19 protein-coding genes are annotated in these 19,720 nt (G+C 50.4%); 7 read left to right on the top strand and 12 right to left on the bottom strand.

Features of this window, described 5'->3' with window-relative positions:
* Positions 1-118: 118 nt before the first annotated feature.
* From prc to IAE48_RS05515, 3 genes are all read right to left on the bottom strand, one after another.
* Positions 119-2,167: a carboxy terminal-processing peptidase gene (gene prc / locus IAE48_RS05525; protein WP_094419639.1), complete on the bottom strand. Its 2,049-nt coding sequence runs from the start codon at positions 2,165-2,167 to the stop codon at positions 119-121.
* Positions 2,168-2,186: 19 nt separating this feature from the next.
* Positions 2,187-2,882 (bottom strand): RNA chaperone ProQ, encoded by a 696-nt coding sequence (gene proQ, locus IAE48_RS05520; protein WP_023480122.1) that lies wholly within the window; start codon positions 2,880-2,882, stop codon positions 2,187-2,189.
* Between the two features lie 96 nt (positions 2,883-2,978).
* Positions 2,979-3,476: a GAF domain-containing protein gene (locus tag IAE48_RS05515; protein WP_200133801.1), complete on the bottom strand. Its 498-nt coding sequence runs from the start codon at positions 3,474-3,476 to the stop codon at positions 2,979-2,981.
* Positions 3,477-3,607: 131 nt separating this feature from the next.
* Here IAE48_RS05515 and yebS point away from each other — a divergent pair, with 131 nt between their 5' ends.
* The 5 genes from yebS to IAE48_RS05490 all read left to right on the top strand — a co-directional run bounded on the left by yebS (position 3,608) and on the right by IAE48_RS05490 (position 9,661).
* The gene (gene yebS, locus IAE48_RS05510) at positions 3,608-4,891 is read left to right on the top strand and encodes a membrane integrity lipid transport subunit YebS (protein WP_200133735.1); all 1,284 of its coding nucleotides are present in this window, start codon (positions 3,608-3,610) and stop codon (positions 4,889-4,891) included.
* A complete protein-coding gene (locus IAE48_RS05505; protein WP_200133734.1) occupies positions 4,860-7,493 on the top strand; it encodes a PqiB family protein in 2,634 nt (877 codons plus the stop codon). Before yebS ends, IAE48_RS05505 begins: the two co-directional genes overlap by 32 nt.
* Before the next feature lie 77 nt (positions 7,494-7,570).
* A complete protein-coding gene (rsmF, locus tag IAE48_RS05500; RefSeq protein WP_200133733.1) occupies positions 7,571-9,010 on the top strand; it encodes a 16S rRNA (cytosine(1407)-C(5))-methyltransferase RsmF in 1,440 nt (479 codons plus the stop codon).
* A 114-nt stretch (positions 9,011-9,124) separates the two neighbouring features.
* Positions 9,125-9,364 (top strand): YebV family protein, encoded by a 240-nt coding sequence (locus IAE48_RS05495; protein WP_023480127.1) that lies wholly within the window; start codon positions 9,125-9,127, stop codon positions 9,362-9,364.
* A gap of 105 nt (positions 9,365-9,469) precedes the next feature.
* Entirely contained in the window at positions 9,470-9,661 is a 192-nt protein-coding gene (locus tag IAE48_RS05490) for a YebW family protein (RefSeq protein WP_023480173.1), read from the top strand.
* Here the strand turns inward: IAE48_RS05490 and pphA are convergent, their stop codons facing one another.
* From pphA to IAE48_RS05460, 6 genes are all read right to left on the bottom strand, one after another.
* A complete protein-coding gene (gene pphA / locus IAE48_RS05485) occupies positions 9,662-10,306 on the bottom strand; it encodes a protein-serine/threonine phosphatase (protein WP_200133732.1) in 645 nt (214 codons plus the stop codon).
* 312 nt (positions 10,307-10,618) lie between these two features.
* Positions 10,619-10,906 (bottom strand): hypothetical protein, encoded by a 288-nt coding sequence (locus IAE48_RS05480; protein ID WP_318528705.1) that lies wholly within the window; start codon positions 10,904-10,906, stop codon positions 10,619-10,621.
* A gap of 1 nt (position 10,907) precedes the next feature.
* On the bottom strand, positions 10,908-11,468 hold the full coding sequence (locus IAE48_RS05475; protein WP_164483611.1) for a peptidoglycan-binding domain-containing protein: 561 nt from the start codon (positions 11,466-11,468) through the stop codon (positions 10,908-10,910).
* Positions 11,469-12,087: 619 nt separating this feature from the next.
* Positions 12,088-12,243: a DUF4113 domain-containing protein gene (locus IAE48_RS24210; protein ID WP_200133731.1), complete on the bottom strand. Its 156-nt coding sequence runs from the start codon at positions 12,241-12,243 to the stop codon at positions 12,088-12,090.
* A 148-nt stretch (positions 12,244-12,391) separates the two neighbouring features.
* Complete coding sequence (locus IAE48_RS05465) at positions 12,392-14,470, bottom strand: ATP-binding protein (protein ID WP_200133730.1); 2,079 nt, start codon at positions 14,468-14,470, stop codon at positions 12,392-12,394.
* Positions 14,471-15,029: 559 nt separating this feature from the next.
* On the bottom strand, positions 15,030-15,497 hold the full coding sequence (locus IAE48_RS05460; protein ID WP_200133729.1) for a helix-turn-helix domain-containing protein: 468 nt from the start codon (positions 15,495-15,497) through the stop codon (positions 15,030-15,032).
* Between the two features lie 1,068 nt (positions 15,498-16,565).
* Here IAE48_RS05460 and IAE48_RS24290 point away from each other — a divergent pair.
* Entirely contained in the window at positions 16,566-16,622 is a 57-nt protein-coding gene (locus IAE48_RS24290) for a DinI-like family protein (RefSeq protein ID WP_200133799.1), read from the top strand.
* A 162-nt stretch (positions 16,623-16,784) separates the two neighbouring features.
* On the opposite strand, the gene IAE48_RS05450 is transcribed toward IAE48_RS24290, so the two are convergent.
* Positions 16,785-17,069, bottom strand: a complete 285-nt coding sequence (locus IAE48_RS05450) for a hypothetical protein (RefSeq protein WP_187802809.1) — start codon at positions 17,067-17,069, stop codon at positions 16,785-16,787.
* Between the two features lie 154 nt (positions 17,070-17,223).
* Positions 17,224-18,768 carry a methyl-accepting chemotaxis protein gene (locus IAE48_RS05445; RefSeq protein WP_200133728.1) on the bottom strand — a complete coding sequence of 515 codons (1,545 nt, stop codon included), beginning with the start codon at positions 18,766-18,768 and terminating at the stop codon, positions 17,224-17,226.
* A gap of 208 nt (positions 18,769-18,976) precedes the next feature.
* On the opposite strand from IAE48_RS05445, the gene IAE48_RS05440 reads away from it, so the two are divergent.
* Complete coding sequence (locus IAE48_RS05440; protein ID WP_200133727.1) at positions 18,977-19,189, top strand: hypothetical protein; 213 nt, start codon at positions 18,977-18,979, stop codon at positions 19,187-19,189.
* 84 nt (positions 19,190-19,273) lie between these two features.
* Here the strand turns inward: IAE48_RS05440 and IAE48_RS05435 are convergent, their stop codons facing one another.
* A complete protein-coding gene (locus tag IAE48_RS05435) occupies positions 19,274-19,477 on the bottom strand; it encodes a DUF2767 family protein (RefSeq protein ID WP_094419628.1) in 204 nt (67 codons plus the stop codon).
* Between the last annotated feature and the right edge of the window lie 243 nt (positions 19,478-19,720).

Genomic DNA, 19,720 nt, shown 5'->3' with positions numbered 1-19,720 from the left:
GCAACAATGCCGCGTAAGTCACGAGAAAAACACAACTTTACACTTTGTAGCAGGATGCTTACGAGGATGGGAGGTTGTTAAAAAAACAGGCACAATTTCTTGTGCCTGTAGGGAGGAGTTACTTAGCAGACGCGGTTGATTCCGCGGGCTGATCTTTTTCAAGATGCGCGAGATCGAGAGCAATATGCACCGTCTCATCAAGATAGGGATCCGGCTCCTGATAATCCTTCGGCAGATCGTCCAGTTTCTTCAGCGGCGGCTTGCCTTCGCGCTTGAAGCGATCGTTGAGGCGCGAGAGACGAATAGCATCATCCTCCGCATTCTCTTTTTCACGCTGCGCCAGGTTCAGCGACACCATATCGCGTTTTGCTTTCAGGGCTTCAAAACGCGCAATGTCCTTATTGATGTACTGGAACTCAGGATCTTTCGCGATACGCTCATCGTGCTTTTTCAGCAGCTCAGGACCGAAAGGTTTCAAATCGCCGGCGCGCACAAAGGTGGCAGCATTGATGCTGTCCCACGGCAGTGCGTTATCCTCGAATTTTTCCCCGGTTTCCGTGACCTGCGTGCCGGTCGGCATGATGATATCCGGCGTTACGCCTTTACGCTGCGTACTGCCGCCGTTCACACGATAGAATTTCTGGATGGTGTACTGCACCGAACCCAGCGCTGGCCATTCCGGGCGCAGCATCTGATCGTAGATACGGTTAAGGGAGCGGTACTGCTGCACGGTGCCCTTCCCGAAGGTTGGTTCGCCGACAATCAGCGCACGACCGTAATCCTGCATGGCTGCCGCGAAAATCTCCGATGCCGAAGCGCTGAAGCGGTCAACCAGCACCACCAGCGGCCCTTTGTAGTAGACCACGCCATCGGTATCGCTATCTTCACGCACTTTGCCGTTGTTATCGCGCACCTGCACCACCGGGCCGGACGGGATAAAGAGGCCGGAGAGCGACACCGCTTCCGTCAGTGCCCCGCCGCCGTTAGCGCGCAGATCGATAATCACGCTCTTGACGTTCTGTTTTTCCAGCTTTTGCAGCTGCACTTTCACGTCATCGGTCAGCCCGACGTAGAAGCCAGGAATATCCAGCACGCCGACTTTTTCTTTGCCGACGGTCTTAACGGACATTTTCACTGCGCGATCTTCAAGACGGATACGCTCACGCGTCAGCGTAACAATGCGCGTTTTGGTCCCCTTGCCCGCAGGCAGGATCTCAAGGCGCACTTTGCTGCCTTTCGGCCCTTTAATCAGCGCAACAACATCATCAAGACGCCAGCCGATAACATCGACCATATTCTGCCCGGTCTGACCAACGCCAACGATGCGATCGCCAACGCTAATCGCTTTACTCTTCGCCGCCGGACCACCGGCAACCATCGAGTTGATCACCGTATAGTCATCATCACCCTGCAGCACAGCACCGATCCCCTCAAGCGAGAGGCTCATTTCGGTGTTGAACTGCTCGGTATTGCGCGGCGAAAGGTAGTTGGTGTGCGGATCGATTTCACGCGCAAAGGCGGTCATCGCCAGCGAGAAGACATCTTCGCTGTTGGTTTGTGCCAGACGGCGAATGGCGAACTTATAGCGACGAGAGAGCGTCTCGCGGATCTCTTTCTCATCTTTACCGGTGAGCTTGAGGCTCAGTTCGTCATATTTAACCTTGCTGTCCCACAGCGCATTCAGCTCGGCCTCATCTTTTGGCCACGGTGCTTTGCTGCGATCGAGGTTAAAGGAGTCGTTACCGGTGAAGTCCATCGGCCGCTCCAGCACTTTAAGCGCGTACTGGTAGCGCTCAAAACGGCGCTGCTGCGCTTTATTGTAGAGGTCGTAAAAGACGTCCAGCTTGCCGCTGCGCAGTTCATCGCCAATCTCGTTTTTCTTCTGCGAAAACTGCTCAACGTCGCTGGCAAGCAGGACGTTGTGGCTGTAATCAAGCAGATTAAGATAGCGGGTGAAAATCTTCGCAGAGAAGGCGTTGTCCAGATCGAACTGGCGATAGTGGGAGCGAGTAAAACGCGAAGTGACGCGCTCGCTCACCGTCGCGTGCTGCGTCTCTTCTTTTAACACCGGGATTTGATCGGCCCGGGTAATATCTTCCACAGCCAGGGCGTGGCCTGTTACGAATAACAGGCCTGCCAACGCTGTGCGCTTAAACAAAGTGTTCATGCCAGGCCAGGCCTCCGTTTCAGAACAAGAGATGTTCTGCGCGTACAATCATCGACATACCCGAGCTAAGCTGTACGCGAACGCCGTCTTTGGTGATTTCAAGCACGGTTGCGCTCATCGCGTTATTGCCCGCTTTCACTTTCAGGTCCTGACCCACGCTCAGCACGGAGATATCAGAAACTGGCGTATGGCGCTCTTCCTGCTGCGGTGCGCGTTCGCGCTGCGGTTTAGCCGCCGGCTTATCGGCGCGAGGCTTGCGTTGTTCTGCGCCCTCTTTACGGCGCGGAGCCGGACGAGGTTTGCGCTCACGACGCGGTGCGTCTTCCTGACCAGCAGCAGCGGCAGCTTCACGTTTTTTGGCTTGTTGCTCAGCGCGTTGCGCCTGAACACGCGCTTTCGCTTCTTCAAGCTGCTTGCGGGCATGCTCAACGTGTTGCTCATCCAGCACGCCACAGGCGTTGCCGTCCAGATCGACACGCGTCGCGCCAGCTTTGATACCGTACAGGTAACGCCAGCTCGAAGTATAAAGACGTAAAGCGGAACGAAGCTGGGTTTTACTGAGATTCATCTCACCCTCAACACGCGCCACTAAATCCTGAAAGATACCGATTTTCAGGGGGCGTGCCTCGCCTTCAGCACTGAAACAGTGAGGGAAACGTTCGGCCAAAAAAGCGATCACTTCTTTACTGCTATTCAACTTAGGTTGATTTTCCATGAAATTTCCTGATTACAACGGACGTTGCCAACAAGCGCAGGCATGAACAGGCGTCATTATAATGACGCTAACAGTAAATGCTACGTTATCCGTTGATTATCCTGCGACAGTCGCAAAGAATTTTTGATAATCGGTTGCCGCAAGGCACTGTTCCAGATGAGAAACCAGCTCGCACAGGCCCTTTTCATCCTCGTCGCTAAAGCGCGAAAATTCGACGCTATCGATGTCCAGCACGCCAATGATCTGACCACTTACTGTGATCGGCAGCACAATTTCAGAGTTGCTGGCCGCATCGCAGGCGATATGTCCGTCAAATTGATGAACGTCTTCTACCCGCTGCACACGGTTTTGCGCGACCGCGCTACCACAGACACCGCGCCCGACAGGAATGCGGACGCAGGCGATTTTGCCCTGGAACGGCCCTAACACCAGCGTCTCGCCTTCCAGTAAATAAAAACCGGCCCAGTTGACCCCATCCAGACGTTCAAACAGCAGCGCGCTGGTATTAGACAACGTCGCTAAAAAACTGGTTTCACCTGCCATTAATGCCTGAAAATCGCGGTTTAAGTCCGCGTAAAACTCTGCTTTGTTCATTATCCAACCACTTTGGTGTCTTACTGAGTAAACGGCTAAGCCTAATAAAATAAGCATTAAATGCGTTGATGCTCAAGATGTTCTCATCATGAGTTAATATAGATGCATCTAATCCTTTTCTGATCCGGCCGATGGCACTAAAGATACAACACATTTCGCTTAACAAAAAAATTGCGATCCATCATGTCGGCGAAGCTTTGCCACGGGCACATTATCAGCGCTGCCCGCAATGCGATACGCTTTTTGCGTTACCGGTTATGAAATCGCACCAAAGTGCATTTTGTCCCTGCTGCAATGCCAAGATCCGCGATGGACGCGACTGGTCATTAACCCGTCTCGCCGCCATGGCGGTAACGATGCTGATGCTGATGCCTTTTGCCTGGGGCGAACCGCTGCTCCACTTTTACCTGCTGGGTGTGCGTATTGACGCCAACCTGTTGCAGGGGATCTGGCAAATGACTGCTCAAGGCGATGCGCTTACCGGGGCGATGGTGCTCTTCTGTACCGTTGGCGCGCCGCTGGTGCTGGTCAGTGCAATCGCCTATTTATGGTTCGGCAACCGCCTCGGGATGAATCTGCGCCCGGTGTTGCTGATGCTTGAGCGCCTGAAAGAGTGGGTGATGCTCGATATCTATCTGGTCGGCATTGGCGTCGCCTCGATCAAGGTGCAGGATTACGCTTACCTGCAGCCGGGCGTCGGGCTTGTCGCTTTTGTGGCGTTAACCATTCTCAGCGTGATGACGCTTATCCATCTGAACGTTGAGCAGTTGTGGGAGCGTTTTTATCCGCAGCGTCCGGCTAAGCGCCCCGATCCGCAGCTGCGCGCCTGCCTCGGTTGCCACTTCACCGGCTTACCTGATGCACGCGGCAGATGCCCGCGTTGCCATATTCCGCTGCGTTATCGCCGTCGACACAGCCTGCAGAAGTGCTGGGCGGCGCTGATTGCCTCGATGATTTTTCTGCTGCCCGCTAACCTGCTGCCGATCTCGGTGGTCTACCTCAACGGTTCGCGGCAGGCAGATACCATTATGTCGGGCATTATTTCGCTCGGTAACAGCAATATCGCCGTGGCGGGCATCGTCTTTATCGCCAGTATTCTGGTGCCGTTTACCAAGGTAATCGTACTGTTTACCTTGCTGGTCAGTATCCATTTCAAATTTGAACAGGGGCTACGCACTCGCATCCTTCTTCTGCGCTTTGTGACCTGGATTGGGCGCTGGTCGATGCTCGATCTGTTTGTCATCTCGCTGACAATGTCACTGATCAATCGCGACCAATTGCTCGCCTTTACTATGGGACCCGCTGCGTTTTATTTCGGCGCGGCGGTTATTTTGACTATTCTTGCTGTGGAATGGCTGGACAGCCGCTTACTTTGGGATGCACATGAGTCAGGAAAACCACGCTTCGCCGACTGAAGCGCGCATTAAAACAAAACGACGCATTTCACCGTTCTGGTTGCTGCCGGTGATCGCTTTGCTGATCGCCGGCTGGCTGGTCTGGAGTAGCTATGAAGATCGCGCCAACACCATCACCATCGACTTTATGTCCGCTGACGGCATCGTCGCCGGGCGCACGCCCATCCGCTATCAGGGGGTGGAAGTCGGTACGGTGCAGGATATTAGCCTGAGCGACGATCTGAAGAAGATTCAGGTCCGCGCCAGCATCAAAGCCGATATGAAAGATGCGCTACGCAACGAGACGCAGTTCTGGCTGGTGACGCCGAAAGCATCGCTGGCGGGCGTTTCGGGGCTGGATGCGCTGGTCGGCGGTAACTACATCGGTATGATGCCAGGCAAAGGTGAACCGCAGGATCACTTCACCGCCCTCGACACGCAGCCGAAATACCGCCTCAATAATGGCGACTTGATGATTCATCTGCACGCGCCGGATCTCGGCTCACTCAACAGCGGCTCGCTGGTCTATTTCCGCAAGATCCCGGTTGGTCGCGTATATGACTACGCCATCAACAAAAATAAACAGGGCGTCACGGTGGATGTGCTGATTGAGCGCCGCTTTACCAATCTGGTGAAAAAAGGCAGCCGCTTCTGGAATATCTCCGGTATGAAAGCAGACGTCGGTCTTAGCGGCGCGAAAGTGGAGCTTGAGAGCCTGGCGGCACTGGTTAATGGCGCTATCGCCTTCGACTCGCCGGATAACTCGGCACCCGCAGCAGCCGATGATGAATTTGGGCTATACAAAGATCTGGCTCACAGCCAGCGCGGCGTGCTCATCAAGCTCGATCTGCCGAGCGGCCAAGGGCTGAAAGCCGGGTCAACGCCGCTGATGTATCAGGGGCTGGAAGTGGGTGAACTGACGGATATTACCCTTAATCCTGGCGGCAAAGTAACCGGTGAGCTGACCGTCGATCCGGGCGTGGTCAATCTGCTGCGTGATAACACGCGCATTGAGATGCGCAACCCGAAAGTCTCCCTGAGCAATACCAATCTCAGCTCCCTGCTGACCGGCAGCACGCTGGAGCTGATTCCTGGCGAAGGCCAGCCGCGCGATCAGTTCGTTGTGCTACCCGCGGATAAAAACCTGCTGCAGGAGCCGGGCGTCATCACCCTGACGCTCACCGCGCCTGAGAGTTATGGCATCGATGCCGGGCAACCGCTTGTACTTCACGGTGTGCAGGTCGGCCAGGTGCTGGAGCGTAAGCTGACCAGCAAAGGCGTCTCGTTTGCCGTGGCCATCGATCCGCAATATCGCGATCTGGTGCATGGTGACAGCAAATTCGTGGTCAACAGCCGTGTGGATGTGAAACTGGGGCTGGATGGCGTTGAGTTCCTTGCTGCCAGCGCCAGTGAGTGGATCAGTGGCGGCATCCGTATTCTCCCGGGTGATAAAGGGGAGATGAAACCCACCTACCCGCTCTTCGCCAACCTAGATAAAGCGCTGGAGAACAGCCTTAGCGATCTGCCCACAACCACCCTGACGCTGACGGCGGATACGCTGCCGGATGTGCAGGCGGGTTCGGTCGTGCTCTATCGTAAATTTGAAGTGGGTGAAGTGATCACCGTGCGTCCGCGCGCCAATGCCTTTGATATCGATCTGCATATCAAACCGGAGTATCGCAACTTGCTCACCGCCGACAGCGTCTTCTGGGCGGAGGGCGGCGCGAAGGTGCAGCTTAACGGCAGCGGATTAACCGTGCAGGCTTCACCGCTTTCGCGCGCGATTAAAGGCGCCATCAGCTTCGACAACCGTAGCGGTGCGGGTGCCCGCTTGCGTAAAGGCGATAAGCGTATTCTTTACGCCTCGGAAACCGAAGCGCGCGCCGTCGGCGGCCAGATCACCCTGCATGCTTTCGACGCCGGCAAGCTGGCAGAGGGGATGCCGATTCGCTACCTCGGCATTGATATCGGCCAGGTGCAGGAGCTTCGCCTGCTGACGGATAAAAACGAAGTGCAGGCCAGCGCCGTGCTCTACCCGGAATATGTGCGCAACTTCGCCCGCGCCGGATCGCGCTTCTCGGTGATCACGCCGCAGATCTCCGCCGGTGGTGTTGAGCATCTCGACACTATCCTGCAACCCTATATCAACGTTGAGCCGGGGCACGGCGATGCGCGCCGCGATTTCGAACTCGCCGAAGCGACAATTACTGATTCCCGTTACCTTGATGGGCTGAACATTGTGGTTGAAGCGCCAGAAGTGGGTTCGATGAATATCGGTACCCCGGTGCTGTTCCGCGGTATTGAAGTGGGCACAGTGACCGGCCTTGCGCTGGGTACCCTCTCCGACCGTGTGATGATCGCCATGCGCGTCAGTAAGCGTTACCAGCATCTGGTGCGCAACAACTCGGTCTTCTGGTTAGCCTCCGGTTATACGCTGGACTTTGGCCTGACCGGCGGGGTGGTGAAAACCGGTACCTTTAACCAGTTTATTCGCGGCGGGATCGCCTTCGCGACGCCACCGGAAACGCCGCTGGCACCGAAAGCGCAGCCGGGCAAACACTTCCTGCTGCTGGAGAGCGAACCAAAAGAGTGGCGGCAGTGGGGAACGGCGCTACCACGTTAAGCTGAGTGCTCCGGCGTGCCCGCGCCGGAGCCTTTATGCTACACTGCGCGCCTCTTTTTTTCCTTCTGGGGCGCCCCGTGGCTCAAAACGCTGTTTACCTTCCTGAAGAATTTCTCGCCCAGATGCGCCTGGCAATGCCTGAACATCTCGATTTTGATGAGTTTATTGCCGCCTGCCAGCGCCCGCTGCGCCGCAGTATTCGCGTCAATACGCTGAAAATTTCCGTCGATGACTTCCTCTCGCTGGTCGCGCCCTATGGCTGGCAGTTAACGCCGGTGCCATGGTGCGCTGAGGGCTTCTGGATCGAGCGCGACGAGGAGGAGAGCCTGCCTTTAGGCAGCACGGCGGAGCATCTGAGCGGCCTGTTCTACATCCAGGAAGCAAGCTCAATGCTGCCGGTTGCCGCGCTGTTTGCCGGGGAAACGATGCCGCTGCGCGTGATGGATGTTGCTGCCGCACCGGGGTCGAAAACCACGCAGATTGCCGCACGCATGGGGAATCAGGGCGCCATCCTTGCGAATGAGTTCTCTGCCAGCCGTGTAAAAGTGCTGCATGCCAATATCAGCCGTTGTGGCATTCAGAACGTGGCGTTAACCCATTTCGACGGCCGCGTGTTTGGCGCTGCGTTACCCGAGATGTTTGACGCCATTCTGCTGGATGCCCCCTGCTCCGGCGAAGGGGTAGTACGTAAAGATGCCGATGCGCTGAAAAACTGGTCCCACGCCAGCAATCTGGAGATTGCTGCCACCCAGCGCGAGCTTATCGACAGCGCCTTTCATGCCCTGCGCCCCGGCGGCGTGCTGGTCTACTCCACCTGCACGCTGAACCGCGACGAAAACGAAGCCGTCTGCCACTGGTTAGCGCAGCAGTACCCTGATGCCGTTGAGTTCGAACCGCTCGGTAAGCTGTTCGAGGGCGCAGAGCAGGCGCTGACGGCAGAGGGCTTTCTGCATGTCTTTCCGCAAATTTTTGACTGCGAAGGCTTCTTCGTCGCCCGCCTGCGTAAAACCGCAGCGGTAGAGCGCTTGCCGGCCCCGACCTACAAAGTCGGTCAATTCCCGTTTGCGCCGCTGAAGACGCGCGAAAGCGCTGCCGTCACCGCCGCAGCGGCTGAGGTCGGCTTACGCTGGGGTGATTCTCTGCGTCTGTGGCAGCGTGATAAAGAGATCTGGTTATTCCCTGCCGCCATTGAAGATCTGATCGGAAAAGTCCGCTTTTCCCGCCTCGGCATGCGCCTCGCGGAGACCCATAACAAGGGCTATCGCTGGCAGCATGAGGCGGTGATCGCCCTGGCGGGTGATAATAATCCGCTGGCCTTTGAGCTGACGACAGAGGAAGCGGAAGCGTGGTATCGCGGTCGCGACATCTACCCGCAGGCCTTGCCAGCCGGGGATGAAGCGATTGTGACCTTCCAGGGGCAGGCGCTGGGGCTTGCGAAAAAAGTGGGGTCACGGCTGAAAAACAGCTATCCGCGCGAGCTGGTGCGCGACGGTCAGCTTTTCGCTGGCAAGGCGTGACGCAGCGCATAAAAAACGCATTTTTTGACTGGCGACTTTCCGGCTGTTGTACCAGGCTGAAATGTGGGCGGCTTTACTGGTCGTACCACATTTTAACGATCGACGGAGAGCATTATGACGAAAACCAGCGTGCGCATTGGCGCATTCGAAATCGATGATGCCGAGTTGCAGGGAGAGAGTCAGGGTGAGCGCAAACTGCATATTCCATGCAGTTCAGACCCCGATCTATGCATGCAGCTTGATGCCTGGGACGCGGAAACCAGCATTCCTGCGATCCTTAACGGCGAGCATTCGGTCCTTTATCGCGAACATTACGACGAGCAATCTGATACCTGGATCATGCGTCTTGCCTGATCTGATGTGAACCCGTCCGTGAGACGGGTTATTTACCTGCCTGATTTCCCCTGCCCCCATTCATCCCCTACACTTATCGTTACGTTGTACAGAACCGAGGATGGAATGTTCGCGCTGGTCTTATTTGTTTGCTACCTGGACGGTGGATGTGACGACATCGTGGTTGATGTCTTTAATAGTGAGCAACAGTGCCTGGCTGCGATGGACGATCAGCGTATGCGTCACGGCGGTTGTTTTCCCGTAGAAGATTTTATCGATGGCTTTTGGCACCCGGCGCGCGACTATAGCGACTTTTAACTACTGCAGTTGAACCAGCGTTAACTCACCGCCGAACACCGCGCCGGTGTCGATATAGTGCTGGTTATGGGCATCGAAGCGCGCTTTCAGCGGTGTATGCCCGAACCAGAAGTCGTCCGCGCCTGCAATGCGCTCCCCTTTCCCGCACAGAAGCTGGTTGAGCCGCTCCCGCCGCCACAGCACCGACTCGCTATCCACCTCTTTTTGCCAGCTATACTCACTCGCCGGGTAATCAGCGTGGGCAATAACATTCAGCCCGCCGGATGTCTGAAGCTCAAGAATATAGGGCAACTGCGCACATTTATGCAGAGAATCAAGCGCCCGCAGTTGCTCCTCTTCATTAAGCTTTGCAAACCAGCCGCCGCCGTTCATCTGCCACAGCGCGCGGTTGTTTTCCCGCAGAGCGTCGATAGCCATCTGCTCATGGTTCCCGCGCACGGTGATAAACCAGCGCTGATTAATTAGCGCCAGGCACTGTAAACTCTGCGGGCCGCGATCAATCAGGTCGCCGACGCAGATCAGCAGATCCTCATAAGGGTCGAAGTGACGCTCCCGCAGCGCCTGCATTAAGCGTTGATAGCAGCCGTGCAGATCCCCCACCAGCCAGATATGTCGCCACTGTGCGCCGTCGATACGTTGATACATAATTCCCCCCTCTTTTCAGTATAGAAAACAGGCAACGCAATCCCCTGAACGAATGAACGTTTTGAGAGTAGCGTTATGAAAAAAGAAATTGTCATCTGCAGGATTAAACAAGATGACAGTAGTAACGAGTCATGGAAGTGTTCGAACATAACGTGCAGTGGAAGGCCGTCGTCCTTTGAACAACATACTCATAATAAAAACAGAGAGGGGTTTAAGATATCTGTTGAAGGAAGGAACTGTAACCTCTGGCGACATTGTGAACTATCATTGTCGCCAGAGGTTACAGTAATGGAAAACGATAATGTGCTGTCATTAAAGATCGTACTGCGAGATTACCTCTTCCACTTGCTTGCTAGTTTTGTATTTCTTTTTAAGCTGCTCTTGCTGCTTACGCGCAAGGTTGCAGTATTTATCCACTTCGACTTCAATCTCTTTTTGTCGGCTCTTGGGTAATGAGCTGTCCCATTCACCGGCAAGATATTGACAGTTTTCAGCATTGGCCTGGAACGCTTTGATATCTGCCTGCATATCATCAGCCTGCGCAGAAGTACAACTTACTGTGAGTAACACCAATATTCCCGCTACCATAGATTTTTTCATTTTATCTCCCGTCCGTTGACCAATGAGGTTTATCCCTGGCACCACCATGAAATTTAATGACATCATAACTACGGCCTATTTGATGAAGTTCTGTATTCATTCCATCTCTTGGAGGCGTTCTAATTATGACTTCATTATTATTTTTGTCAGTGATGTGCAGATCGCCCGTCCACGAAATATTCATATCTATCGCGCTGCCCTCCGTATGTCGACTACGTAATGCCGGAGCAACATTCAATCCTGTCATACCATAAGCTGCTACCATTGCATTGGCCTCACGCAGACTCTTTGCATCGTTTCCATGGTCCCATTCAATTTCTACGCCGTCCATCGCTGGCACGTCAGCAGCGCGAACTAATCCTCGGCTTATTTTCCAGCACCAGTGCATAAGGTAAGCTCTTTCAGGCGGTCGAAGAGTAGCTGCTATCGTTACCCTTGCTCCAGCGTCATTAAGCGCCGCCAAAAACTGTTCAACATTCGTACGAAAGGGGTAGCTTAATGTTTGAGTCGAGGTGCTACCTTCAAACTTATTCACCCAAGCTGCGCCACTTAACTCCTTCATTTTATTCTCCTTAATTTGACACGTGATAGAAGAATACTCTAATCGCTATGGAAGAAAAAGTTTCGCTGGCAAAGTTTTAGAGTTAACAACTTGATTTAAAATAATAAACCGATGAAAGCATTACACGAGTAACTGTACAAAAGACTTTGTCGAAGCATCTTGTAATTCTATTATCTTTTAATATACAAAAAAGAAATTTACAATAACATTCAACAAGTTAAGCAGACTGGAGACATGCGTTTAATACAGCATTGAGATTTTACCTGGTCATAAATACATTGTAATTAGCAAGACGCCTGCTTATCTGATTGTGTTATGGTTCAAACAGAATATGGCGTTTTCAGGAGATTTCAGGAAACATTTAGACGCCCAAGGATTAAACGCCATATTCCAGAGAGATAAAAAAAGACCGAATACGATTCCTGTTTATGGTCTACGGATTATATTATTTTAAATATCAAACGCTTACCCTCGTTTTTAGCCCATTTTTATCTTACCAACACTTACCATTAGATACTTTTGGGATCAAACACTTGTTACTTTATTCGTGGGCTCGACGTGGAATTTTAGTGGTGAAACTCCATCAATAAAATACCCGCCATCCCGACGGGCATAGTCACTATAAATTAGCTTTGACGATCGGTAGATCTGACAACCGCGTGGTGTTGCGCGGAGAAAGGATTTTGCGCTTCATCAGCCAAGCTGACCTGCTCCCCGTAAACCAATACAAACTGAGGTCAGCAACGTCCGCTTTTGGCAAAAAACGGACTGACATGGAGCTGAAGTCCGCTATGAGCGAGAAGCGGACATCAATATTGCTATTAAGATGGCAAATCTTAGCTTTGTCTTAATACTGACTTAGTCAATCAAGCAATAAGCGAATCTTCTGATTCGCTTATATTAAAGTATGATAAAGTTATAAATTAATTATATCTATCAATTTCATTCAGTACCGCCAGCAACATGCGGTCCAATAATCTTTGTTGTAACACAAAGTAAGGTTCTTTCACTTGCGAAAAGGATTTATCTTCAAAATCCTCTTTTAAATATGAGTCAAGTTTATCTATGTTCGTTTTGTTTAGGTGCAAATGATCTCTCTCATTTCTATAGACTTTAACCCTATCCAAAACATTCCAAAATTCAGTGTAGCTATTTTTTATGTTATCCCAGTAGTAATCATTGATATTTATACTTTTCCCATAAACTTCAATTGACTCAACAAAACACCTATTAAGGACATTAATGAAAAAGGAAAAAGTGCTTTCATCGGAAGCGACATTTATCAATTTGATTTGATCAGCCTCAGGGAATGAGTTAGGACCAAACAATAAATCTTGATTACTTTTCTTAATGAATCTCTCGAGATGCCTAATCTCTGTGCAAATTTCATTCAATCTTCGCACTAACCATAAGTTTCTATTTTCTTTTGCGACTATAGGATATACTATATCCCGCGCGTTTATTCTTTTTGATTCTAACGCAACTCTTTTAGCTATGACAGGGATGTTAATCTCATATGAGCTATTTTCTTCTCGTATCAATTGATAACCTATTAGGTGTTTAATCTCTGCAGAATCGCGAGATAACTCTTTAAAATCAAGTTTATGATCTATGGATAAGAGTTCAAATAAATAATATTCGTCAGGATAAAATTGTCTTATTTCAGAGACAGCATGGTCGCTGTAAAAAACTAATTCTCTATCAATATGCTCTTTGTTTTCATTGAACTCTTTAAAAGTTACATCTATAGGCTTGTCACAGGTGCTTGAAAGAAAAGTGTTAATGCAACTACAAGCCTGCCTAGTTAGTAATGGATGGCCACCGTACCATTTAAAAATTTCGTTACAGGCATCATGTTGGAATCTTATGCCCATACGTTTTCCCAATTTTTTTAGCATTGTTTGAACTTCATCAAGATTTAATCCAGTTAAATATTTATGAGAAACTATGCCAAACAATGGGTTCTGCACACCATTTACTAGATCTTTTTCAACTACACTGGGATTCACGCCTGCCAATATGAAAGATAATGTTTTATATCGACTTTGACATGACCACATAGTTTGCCAAAATTCAATATAGTCATCTTCCCAATGAACATCTTTCGGGGACACAAATGAGATATACTCTATTTCATCAAGAATAAATAACATTCTTTTATGTTGTGCAAACAGAGATTTAATGAGGTTTTCAAAGTGTTTGGATGCGGTTCTTTCAGTATATTGCTCTTTGAAAACAATTCCAAATCTTTCTGATATTTCTTTGGCAATATCTTCTAGAAATTCAAACCAACGTGATTTTCTAATATGTGGGACTTTGCAGTCATAATAAAAAACATCAGCCGTACCTTCATTCTCACATAATCTTTTGAGTTTGTATAAAAAAGAAGTCTTACCAGTCTTACGCAACCCAAAAACAGCTTTGTTCTCACGTCTTTTTACGGAGTCGTAGTATTCCATCATGATTGATTGACGACCAAAAAAGTAAGCATCATCAATCAGTGGCAAAGTATAATTAAAAAGATCACGGCCAAAATATTGGCTATTAAGTTTATTCCTTACAAACCAGTCATCTGCATTTTTCTTAGCTTCAAATAAATCTGACTTTAAAAAAGGAACGATGATCCTAGACTCTTGCCTTGATGATAAATATCCGTCAAGCCATTCATCCATTTCGTCACAGTCGGTGATGAGAAAATAACTTAACGTTTCTACTCTTCCTTTTGCGGGAGATGTAGACATTATTTGCTCAATAGCTTGTATTGTTCGCGGTTCCATTCTAGTATAGGGAGCATAAACCAATAATATTTCATTATCTAGACCATATGATTCCTTAAAATGTTCATCTGGCGAAAGAAAATATATAAATAAATCCGTATTATACTCTCTACGCTTCCTTCCCCAAGTAACGTAAAAACCATTTAAAAAAGGAGTCAAAAAATCCCTGTGCTCAGGAAATTCAGATAAAATACTTTCATATACCTCTGTGCGAATTGTACCCAATTATAAATCCCTCTTTTAGACTCTATCTGGTGTCGTGTTAGTAAACCACAGTTTACTTTACTAACCTTAAAATGAATCTTATCTAAATCACAAACTTAGCTGACCACACATATGTTTTGATATCAATTAAATTAGTATCACCAAGGATAATGCTAAATTTAAATAATAAAATCAATTGGTTACATATAGCACGCTTGACATTGATAGCTTCTGTGCTGAGCGAAAACACAAGCATGAGTATGGTTTCTCATGATTTCATGTGCAATTTGTAATTTTTCTGATAATGCATCCGAGGTTGCTTTGTAAAGCAACCGTAACTTAGCGTACGAACACCCAAAATCTCCATTGACGGTGTTAGCAGATGACCCCTTTTGGCAACTTATGCCTATCCCCTAATGAGTTACTTGCCACGCATTAACTGGTACATAGTGATTTCAGCATTGTCCGCTTCTGGCACGAAGCGGACATGCGGTCGCGGCAAGGTCCGAGCGGACGTTTAACTAATGAATACTGGGTTTATTCACTCTGCTGAACATAACATCCCTGTTGCGAATCGCGGTTATCGCCGCAGCATCTGCCGTAGCCGCTTCTGTTGCCAACGGCTGATCAGCCCGCGAAAAACAAACGACCTCATGCCACGAATAACCAGCAATGCAAACCAGATCCCCGCTACCCACAATGACCATACGCTGGCCGGAGCCGTAAAGTGGTTAATAACAAGCAGCAGCGCACAGACAACGATAGCTGTAATAACCGACCGGTAAAAACGGCCTTCCTCAGCGAGGTTACTCTTAGCTTCGGCAATTCTCTGGTCGAGCGCGTCATCGCCAGGCGCATCAGGTTCAGAAAGAACCGCAACGCTCACTTCAAATACAGCTGCCAGGGCGCTCAGTGTTTCAAGGCTGGGCTGATCGCCATTCTCGATACGCTGCACCGTGCGCACACTCAGTCCGGACAGTTCGGCAAGCTGTTCCTGGGACCATGCTCGCGAAAGACGCAGCGATCTAAATTTGTTGGTATTACTCATATTATCTCTCCGGATGGAAGGTGGTCAGCGCACAGTGTTGTCCAGACAATCCTGCACGACCACGATCATAACCCGACAGTAACCTGACAACGGTCTGACACGCCGCTTTGAGGTTTTTGTATCCCAAACTTCAGGAGCATATACGGTCGGATTTAACATACAAGTTCTTATGCTACTTCCGCTTCTGGCACTAAGCGGCTCGATATAACCTTTGTCTTAGGGTGTCAGGGGTCGGAGGTTTAGATCCTCTCGTGCCGACCAAAATTCCCCGATTAAACCAGCCTCTTACGGCTAGTATTTTTATGCCTGAAATTTGTCAAAGGGAAATGAAGTTAAAACGGCTGACAAATTACATCACCGGACAATCGTCAAACTCCCCCGTCCTGGCATCATTGATGAGGAAGGGTATAAAGCGTTCGTGGATGGTGTGCTTCAGGAGACGTGGGAATCTGCTGAACACTGGTTTTCAAAATAACGGCTGTGTTGAATGCGCCGGTGGTCGCCCGGGCATGAATAACCTGTGGCCAATGGCTACCCACTGGATCTTGAATACGTTTAGAGGGTGAGCCACCCCTGATAAAATCCCACCTATCGCAAGTCACTTTCTCAAGGTAATCTGAAAAAACGTCTGGCAAACCGGCCCAGATGGCAAAACGGAAGCTGTTAAAGGGAAGCCCTTACTATATATACCTCTCATAAATTTTTATTAGCCCATATTAAGGCAGGAGCTCCATGAACACGTTCAGTATCATTGCTATACCCTTCTTCGTAACTGCTGTTGTTCTTCTGGCACTGGGCCTAACAAGGAAGAATAAAGCCTTTCTGATAGTCGGTGGAGTGTTCGCTACGTCAACAGTGGTAAATGCAGTGATTGGAATGGCACTGTAGATGCTGCGGCTGGTTTAATTTTTGTGAACGGTTTACTCGGCAATCAAATTTATTGCGCACATAAAATTTTGCTAAAATTAATACAGCCCCGTAGCCTGCAACAGACAGGCGCGGAATGTAACTGCCCCGTCGCCGGGGCTTTTTTCATTACTAACTTTATGTCCTGGGGATTAAGCTTTCGTGGAGGGTGTACTGCAGGAGACATGGGAATCAGCCGATGACTGGTTTTCAAAATAACGGCTGTGTAGAATGCGCCGGTGGTCGCCCGGGCATGAACAACCTGTGGCCACTGGCTTACCTCAGACAAGCCGACACCAGTAGGCAAAAGGGAAGCTGTAATGCAGGGATGCTCCGTGACAATTGTATTGGGAAAATCTAAACCAACGCCTGAGATTCATATTACTGAGTCTGCTTTAATGCCACCCTGAAAAAGTTCTGCAGGGCCATCAACGCTCTGCCTGTCATGGCGATTTCCGAGACCATTACGGGATCGTGTTGATTCAGCCAGGCCAGAAAGTCAGGATCGTCAGTCATAAAAGGGCTAAATAAATCAAAAGTCACCCGTAGGTGTGCCAGATTGTTAGCCCAGGTATCTAACGTCCGGTATTCGCACTCGCTCAGTTGGGTAAGCAACTCATCCGTCTGCGCCTTGATTTCGCTAACGCGCCGGTACTTGTCATGCATAGCGGATTTTATCCTTATTGTAACTGGCTGTTTTACATACCCAGCATAAATCATTCTGCCGAAAAGCGGTTAGGACAGTGTGCAATCCTGCCTGCTTACAGAAGAGCGGCGGCTGTGAACCGTAATTGAGCACACCCGCCGCTTTTACCATAATTTATACTCTGAAGGTTTCAACCATGCCGCGCAGCGCGTGCGCCTGCTCCGACAGTGACTGCGAGGCAGTCGAAGATTCCTCAACCAGCGCAGCGTTATTCTGTGTTACCCCGTCCATCTGGTTCACAGCAATGCTGACCTGAGAAATACCCTGCATTTGCTCTGATGAAGCCGACGAAATGTTATCCATGGCCGCAGCCAGTTCACTTACCATACCCACAATTTTCAGGATACTCTGGCCCGTACCTGCTGCAACTTCCACGCCGCTTTCCACCTGATCAACAGCTTGCTCAATCAGTTGTTTGATGTCCCGGGCAGCTGTTGCGCTACGCTGGGCAAGCGTTCTGACCTCCCCGGCCACCACTGCAAAGCCCCGGCCCTCTTCACCGGCTCTGGCAGCTTCAACAGCAGCGTTCAGGGCGAGAATATTTGTCTGGAAAGCGATACTCTCGATAACTGTGGTGATATCCCTCACCTTTGTCGCACTCTGCGAAATGGCGTCCATAGTTTCAGACATACGCTGCATTTCCGTTTCACCGACGCGGGCAAGGGAAGCGGTCTCACGGGCTGAGTCTGCAGTCTGCTGCGCACCGGCCGTATTGCTTTTCACCGTGGCAGTGAGCTGCTCCATGCTGGCGGCTGTTTCCTGCAGGGCCGCTGCCTGCTGTTCCGTGCGTGAGGACAGCTCTGTATTACCCTGCGCAATTTCGTCCGCCGCCATCGCCACTGAGGCGGCAGAATCTTTAATCTGTGATACCAGCCCGCGCAGGTTTGCCTGCATGCCGTCAAGCGACGCCATCAGGCTGGTCGTGTCATTCCGGCGCAGTGTTACCGTCGTGGTCAGGTCACCTGCCGCAATAGTGGCTGCCAGCGCTCTGGCCTGCTCTGGTTCCCCGCCCAGCTGACGCATCAGCACGCGGATGGTCAGTAAACATGTACCTGTCGCCAGCAGGATTGATAGCGCAGCCATCACTGTCAGTATCCATGCAGTTTGTGAAGTGCTGGCACTGTTTTCCGCAACGGTATCCCGGCTGAGCTGCATCTCAATGTCAGTCAGCGTATTCAGCGCATCCAGCAAAGTTTTCTGGGCGGGCCGCGCGGTATTCATCAGAAATGTTGTGGCCGCCTGCTGCTGGTTATCCATGCCCAGCTTTCCGGCCTCCATCAGCGTGGAGAGAGCGATGCTCTCAGAAGACAGAACGCTTGCAAGCGCAGCCTTTCCCTTCTCAGAAACGTTATCGGACATGCTCTTCTGAAGCTGCTCGCGCTTCCGGATATAGGCCTCGCGCTGTGAGACAAGCCGCTCCCATTCCGGCTGCATCTGTGCAGGGTCGTTCAGCAGTGCAAGATTGCGTACGGCAATGGCCATGTCACGCAGACCTGCGCGCATGTCCAGTACCAAAGTATAGCGCTTCATCTTGTTGTTTACGGTGTCGTCCATTCCGTCACGCGCCTGCCACAGGGCGTGGAGTGAAATGCCGGTGCAGAGTATAAAAAGCAAAACAATAAGACCGAAGCCTGATGCAAGCCGAACAGATATTTTCATATGTTTTCTCGTTGTGGGAAAAGAAGATGCCTTACTTCAGTCGTGTTATCGGCATGAACGGGAAAACATACAGTGCAGTGATACAACGCCCGCGATTAGCCAACGGCCGTTGCAATGCCCCCTCCAGTCAGAACAACAGAGTTGTGGTCTGACATAGTTGCTTGTATGTTGAAGACAACAGTTTTACACAGATACTGAGGAAAATAATTTGGATGAAGTGGATCTTGCACAACAACGCGAAGAAGCTCACCTTGAGGCATCAATGTCTGCAAGAAAACCGCGGCTTGTCAGCAATACGGGTAACTGTATCTGGTGCCAGGATGAGCCTGTAGTGGCTGAGACTGCATTCTGCTCAGCAGAATGTGGCGAGGATTATCATAAGTTTCAGCGCGAGAAAAAGCAGCGTATTACTGGCGATTAATGTTTGAATAACATGCAAGGGTATTCACTACATCGCTGTAGCGACTAAGCTACGAGTATTAATACCCGCCCACCGTGCCGGTTTTTATGGCTCGCGCATAATCTTTCTCGCAATCGCGTACACCTTCAGCATGCGCTTATCCTTTTCCTGATCTTCATATTCCTGCAGGATATAATCTATCATTTGCGGGCTTACAATCCTTTTTGAGCTCTTCAGCACAATCACTGCCCTGCCAATTACCCTGCTTACCTCGGCGTAGATCGCTTCCATCTCTGCATCTCGTTCCATAACTTACCTGCCCGATATCTGACCTTGGACTTGCCAAAGCCTGCTTCTGAGCGGGATTTTGCATTTTGTGCCTACCCGCTTGTTGACGTCAGGAGATAGTATATATTTTAATCAAAATAAGAAAACGCGTATTCGAAAATTGGCCCGCTCAGCCCTGGCTGACACAGGCGTGGCGGGTCTTTTTTATCATCATATGCTGAACGGACATAAGGTTATGACCTGCAAAGTTTCCTGAGCAAATAA

Origin of the sequence: Kosakonia sp. S57, from assembly GCF_016516575.1 — a bacterium.
Classification (GTDB): Bacteria; Pseudomonadota; Gammaproteobacteria; order Enterobacterales; family Enterobacteriaceae; genus Kosakonia; species Kosakonia cowanii.
This window is presented reverse-complemented; position numbering and strand designations above follow the sequence as displayed.

Bases quoted from the DNA above. Each gene is read 5' to 3' on its own strand.
- prc (WP_094419639.1), bottom strand. From the start codon at position 2,167: ATGAACACTTTGTTTAAGCGCACAGCGTTGGCAGGCCTGTTATTCGTA.
- proQ (WP_023480122.1), bottom strand. From the start codon at position 2,882: ATGGAAAATCAACCTAAGTTGAATAGCAGTAAAGAAGTGATCGCTTTT.
- IAE48_RS05515 (WP_200133801.1), bottom strand. From the start codon at position 3,476: ATGAACAAAGCAGAGTTTTACGCGGACTTAAACCGCGATTTTCAGGCA.
- yebS (WP_200133735.1), top strand. From the start codon at position 3,608: ATGGCACTAAAGATACAACACATTTCGCTTAACAAAAAAATTGCGATC.
- IAE48_RS05505 (WP_200133734.1), top strand. From the start codon at position 4,860: ATGAGTCAGGAAAACCACGCTTCGCCGACTGAAGCGCGCATTAAAACA.
- IAE48_RS05495 (WP_023480127.1), top strand. From the start codon at position 9,125: ATGACGAAAACCAGCGTGCGCATTGGCGCATTCGAAATCGATGATGCC.
- IAE48_RS05490 (WP_023480173.1), top strand. From the start codon at position 9,470: ATGTTCGCGCTGGTCTTATTTGTTTGCTACCTGGACGGTGGATGTGAC.
- pphA (WP_200133732.1), bottom strand. From the start codon at position 10,306: ATGTATCAACGTATCGACGGCGCACAGTGGCGACATATCTGGCTGGTG.
- IAE48_RS05480 (WP_318528705.1), bottom strand. From the start codon at position 10,906: ATGAAAAAATCTATGGTAGCGGGAATATTGGTGTTACTCACAGTAAGT.
- IAE48_RS05475 (WP_164483611.1), bottom strand. From the start codon at position 11,468: ATGAAGGAGTTAAGTGGCGCAGCTTGGGTGAATAAGTTTGAAGGTAGC.
- IAE48_RS24210 (WP_200133731.1), bottom strand. From the start codon at position 12,243: ATGTCAGTCCGTTTTTTGCCAAAAGCGGACGTTGCTGACCTCAGTTTG.
- IAE48_RS05460 (WP_200133729.1), bottom strand. From the start codon at position 15,497: ATGAGTAATACCAACAAATTTAGATCGCTGCGTCTTTCGCGAGCATGG.
- IAE48_RS05450 (WP_187802809.1), bottom strand. From the start codon at position 17,069: ATGCATGACAAGTACCGGCGCGTTAGCGAAATCAAGGCGCAGACGGAT.
- IAE48_RS05445 (WP_200133728.1), bottom strand. From the start codon at position 18,768: ATGAAAATATCTGTTCGGCTTGCATCAGGCTTCGGTCTTATTGTTTTG.
- IAE48_RS05435 (WP_094419628.1), bottom strand. From the start codon at position 19,477: ATGGAACGAGATGCAGAGATGGAAGCGATCTACGCCGAGGTAAGCAGG.